3 protein-coding genes are annotated in these 2797 nt (G+C 51.7%); 2 read left to right on the top strand and 1 reads right to left on the bottom strand.

Annotated features, from left to right (window positions below; all coding sequences use genetic code 11):
* The coding region (locus tag OEM52_14750) for a GTP-binding protein (GenBank protein MDK9701392.1) at positions 1-1371 on the bottom strand (1371 nt) is incomplete at its 3' end.
* 96 nt (positions 1372-1467) lie between these two features.
* Here OEM52_14750 and OEM52_14745 point away from each other — a divergent pair.
* Both OEM52_14745 and OEM52_14740 read left to right on the top strand, forming a co-directional pair.
* Positions 1468-1908, top strand: a complete 441-nt coding sequence (locus OEM52_14745; protein ID MDK9701391.1) for an N-acetylmuramoyl-L-alanine amidase — start codon at positions 1468-1470, stop codon at positions 1906-1908.
* A gap of 267 nt (positions 1909-2175) precedes the next feature.
* A complete protein-coding gene (locus tag OEM52_14740; GenBank protein MDK9701390.1) occupies positions 2176-2472 on the top strand; it encodes a hypothetical protein in 297 nt (98 codons plus the stop codon).
* Positions 2473-2797 lie beyond the last annotated feature (325 nt).

Here is a 2797-nt window from a genome sequence, read left to right as displayed (position 1 = left end):
ACAGCATAACCCAATCAAGCCGCGCATCGGCACATCGAATTCGAGACGAATCCAACCTGACGAATGATTGACCATCTTCGTCATCCGACCCTTGCGCAATCCCATCGCCTGTGTAATCGTTCCGATGTAGGTTTCGGGACAATCGACCACGAGGTACTCGTAAGGTTCGAGCAATACGTCGTCCTCGCGTTTCATGCGCACGGTTGGCTTAGAAATCGAAATCTCGAAGCCTTCACGCCGCATCATTTCGATTAGAATCGCAAGCTGTAATTCCCCGCGTCCCACCACTTTGAATGCATCGGGCGAGTCGGTCTCTTCGACGTGAATCGAAGGATTGCCTTGAATTTCCTTGAACAAACGGTCGCGCAACTGGCGGCTGGTAACGAATTTTCCTTCGCGGCCGGCAAAGGGGGACGTGTTGATTGAGAACACCATCTCGAGTGTCGGTTCGTCGATTTTGAGCGGCGGCAATGGACGCGGATTTTCGACATCGGTCAGCGTGTCGCCCAATTCGATCCCTTCGATCCCGGCGATAGCGATAATGTCACCCGGATTCGCCTCTTCGATAGGAATTCGTTTCAGTCCCGAGAAACCGAACAACTGCGTCACTTTCGCGCGGGAGAGCGTCCCTTCGTTGTGACCCATCAGAATCTGTTGCCCGACTTTGATCGAGCCGTTGGTGAGTCTGCCAATACCGATTCGACCAAGATAATCGCTGTAGTCGAGTGCGGTGATTTGCAATTGGAGTGGATGATTCTCTTCAAATAACGGCGGTGGCACTTTATCGATAATCATATCGAACAATGGCCGGAGATCGGTTCCTTCGATACTCATGTCAGGTGTTGCCGTGCCGGCGCGGGCATTGGTGAATGCGATGGGAAAGTGGCACTGTTCTTCACTCGCATCGAGATCCAAAAACAGCTCGAGTACTTCGTCGACTACTTCCTGAATCCGGGCGTCGGGACGGTCGATTTTATTGATGACGACAATCGGCGACAATCCATTGGCAAGTGCATTCGACAAGACATAGCGGGTCTGCGGCAACGGACCTTCGGATGCGTCGACGAGTAACAAACAGCCGTCGACCATTTTCAAGATGCGCTGCACTTCGCCGCCGAAATCGGCGTGGCCCGGGGTGTCCACAATGTTGATGGTGTATTCGTGATAGGGGATGGCGGTATTCTTCGCCATGATGGTAATCCCCTTCTCCCGTTCGAGATCGAGCTTGTCCATCGCGCGTTCGGCGATATGCTCATTGGAACGGAAGATGCCCGATTGATGGAGCATGGCATCGACCAACGTCGTCTTCCCGTGGTCGACGTGAGCGATGATGGCGAGATTGCGTATTTCGTTGCGACTCTTCTTTTGCACAGGTCATTTCTTTCTGATTGATAACGGTGGCAAGATAGAGGTTCTCGACCGGAAGTGCAAAAAACACCGTATAACCCATTGAAATCCCAAAAAAACATGCGAATAATCGAGAAAATAGTATTGCACTGTTCCGACAGTGCTTTTGGCGATGCTGCGACCATTAATCAGTGGCATATCGAGCGTGGATTTAAGAAGATTGGTTACCACTACGTGATATTGAATGGTTATCGCACCAGTAGTAACTATCGCAGTCGAAAGATGGATTGCATCGTCGGGGAAGTAGAAATCGGACGCGAACTATCGGAAATCGGTGCGCATGTCGCTGGGCATAACCGAAATAGTATCGGGATTTGTTTGATTGGGAATACAGTGTTTTCTGAAGCACAATTGGAAGCGGCACGGCGTTTGATTGTCGATAAGCTGTTGCAACAATTCCCCGGTGCGAAATTGCTCGGACATCACGAACTTGACCCCAAGAAAACCTGTCCGAATCTCGAAATGATTCAATTGCGTAAACAGTGGGGTATTACAGTGTAGGAGTGGGTCTAGTAGGGGTTCGATTCATCGAACTCGACGAAGACTGGCTTGGAAGCCCGTAACCACCAGTAGCTAACAATTCATCACAAGCGGGCTTGATGAATCAAGCCCCTACAATACAGGTTGGAGACCTGTCCGTACCCTAACCCCCGAAACCCCTATCCCCGAAATCCGAACCCCGTTTTTACAGGCGAGGACGCCTGCCTCTACCCACTTTTTACAGGTCTGGAGACCTGTCCGTACCCATCCATTATCACCGGAGTATTTATGGAGATGTTGCCTTGCGCGTTACCAGCCGAACTCGGTGAACGGCTCGGGGTGATTGCCGCGCGGTTGGAACGAATCGTTGCCGCGCAACAGGAATTGCTCGAGCAACAACACTCACTCGCGCATTCCCTTCACCCCGCGGAACAGGAGCGCCGGGAACGCCTCGTCCTCGAATCCTATACCCATGCGCTCGATGCCGTATTCGAGAAAATGGAGCGGCGACTCACCATCCGCTGGCTCAGTATGACGTCGCTCTTTGGCTTTATCGTGTACATTACCCAGCTCTTTGTCAAATAAGAAAACGGGCTCATCAGGAGCCCGTAACCACCACTGAAGTAACAGGCGGGTACCACAAGCGGGCGGGTACCGACAGGTCTCCAGACCTGTTTGTAGTGATCTTTTTAATACAGGCTGGGACGCCTGTCTCTACCCATTCACAGGTTTGGAATCCTGTAACCACCACTCAAAAAACCGGGCGGACATTTTCTGTGCCGCCCCTACTTCACTTTTCACCTAACACCCACCACCCATCACCCACCACCCATCACCTAAAACGGAGGAAATCATGCTCAAGAAATGGTTGTCGCGAAAATTGCTCGCGACGCTCGCCGCTATTCTCACT

The sequence above is a fragment of the bacterium genome (assembly GCA_030247525.1).
Lineage (GTDB): Bacteria > Electryoneota > JAOADG01 > JAOADG01 > JAOADG01 > JAOTSC01.
This window is presented reverse-complemented; position numbering and strand designations above follow the sequence as displayed.

Coding starts and splice junctions, on each gene's coding strand:
- OEM52_14740 (MDK9701390.1), top strand. CDS start 2,176: ATGGAGATGTTGCCTTGCGCGTTACCAGCCGAACTCGGTGAACGGCTC.
- OEM52_14745 (MDK9701391.1), top strand. CDS start 1,468: ATGCGAATAATCGAGAAAATAGTATTGCACTGTTCCGACAGTGCTTTT.